This is a genomic window from Natrinema pallidum DSM 3751 (genome assembly GCF_000337615.1).
Lineage (GTDB): Archaea > Halobacteriota > Halobacteria > Halobacteriales > Natrialbaceae > Natrinema > Natrinema pallidum.
Genome location: NZ_AOII01000051.1, coordinates 1 through 1,137, shown reverse-complemented (window position 1 = coordinate 1,137; position 1,137 = coordinate 1). Strand labels below are relative to the sequence as shown.

At 51.8% G+C, this 1,137-nt stretch carries 1 protein-coding gene and 1 pseudogene; one reads left to right on the top strand and one right to left on the bottom strand.

The genetic code is table 11. From position 1 onward, the window contains the following. Window positions 1-560: pseudogene (locus C487_RS09220) on the bottom strand (hypothetical protein); the annotation flags it as partial. Between the two features lie 177 nt (window positions 561-737). Between C487_RS09220 and C487_RS20270 the strand changes: the two are divergent. Continuing rightward, window positions 738-1,137, top strand: a 400-nt coding sequence (locus C487_RS20270) for an ATP-binding protein (RefSeq protein WP_394295585.1), incomplete at its 3' end; no start/stop codon positions are given.

Sequence of the window (1,137 nt, the reverse complement as noted above, 5' to 3'; positions counted from 1 at the left end):
CCAGCCGGAACCGCAACCGGTCGCGCTCGCCGATCGCGAGCTGACCTGGGTCGCCCACGACCGAGACGACGTCTGGATTGTTGCCGATTCCCGTTCGAGCCAGACGACCGGCGTCGTAATCTCTGGGCCGAATCACCTGAAACGAGCATGATTAGCGGGCGATCGTCTAACGCGAATTCAGCGTAGCCATCTTCACCAGGGGTGACATCGTGGTCCATGAACTCGCTGAATTTGTTGCCGACGTCTTCCGGTGTGAGTTGGTTGTCACCGTCTCGCCGACCGTTCCAGAACACCCGGTAATCCTGTTGCAGTTCCTCTGTACTAATCGTTGAACAGTAACTGGCGTACTTGATCGCCTGCAGGTCGGTGGTTGAATCGGCCGTATCCCGCTTCAACTCGATCACAACGAGTTTCCCGTCTGGATCAAGCGCCAAGATGGCCGGCCGATCGGCTGTCTTGTCGAACTTCGCGTACTGGGACGCCACAACCAACAAGTCCTCATTCAGTAGTTCCGGGATGGAAATCACCCATTCCTCGATTTCTGCCTCTTTGATATCCATTGCTTGGAACGTTGTGGAACCCGCGAGTTGACGTCGTCACCGTTGATTCGGTAAATCCTTCCGTGAAATACTCCTCTGGTGTATTCTGTCCACCTGACCGGAATAAAACCTTGTCAGGACGAGGGGGAGCTCCAGCCAAGTGTTTAACCGCAAGTAGTGGTTCTACTCATAACAAGTATGAGTGGAGAATGGCCGAAGGAATTCGATCTCAACATGGAAGAGGAGTTGCTGGAAGCCTGGGAAGTGAGCGATGGGATCCGTGAATTAATCGCTAACGCACTTGACGAAAGTGAACTCTCTGAAATAACTGACCCTGACATTTCTCAGGATGAACAAGGGAGATGGCACATCCGAGATTATGGTCGAGGTCTCACTCACCAAGACCTAACGCAAGGAGAGGATGAAGAGAAACTCAATAATCCCGATAAAGTAATCGGGAAGTTTGGTGTTGGACTCAAGGACGCTCTTGCCGTCCTTTATCGTCATGATGTGAATGTGACTATCCACTCACCATATATTTCATTCACGGTAGAACAAGCATCGAAAGCAGGGTTCGATGATGTCGAAACACTCCATG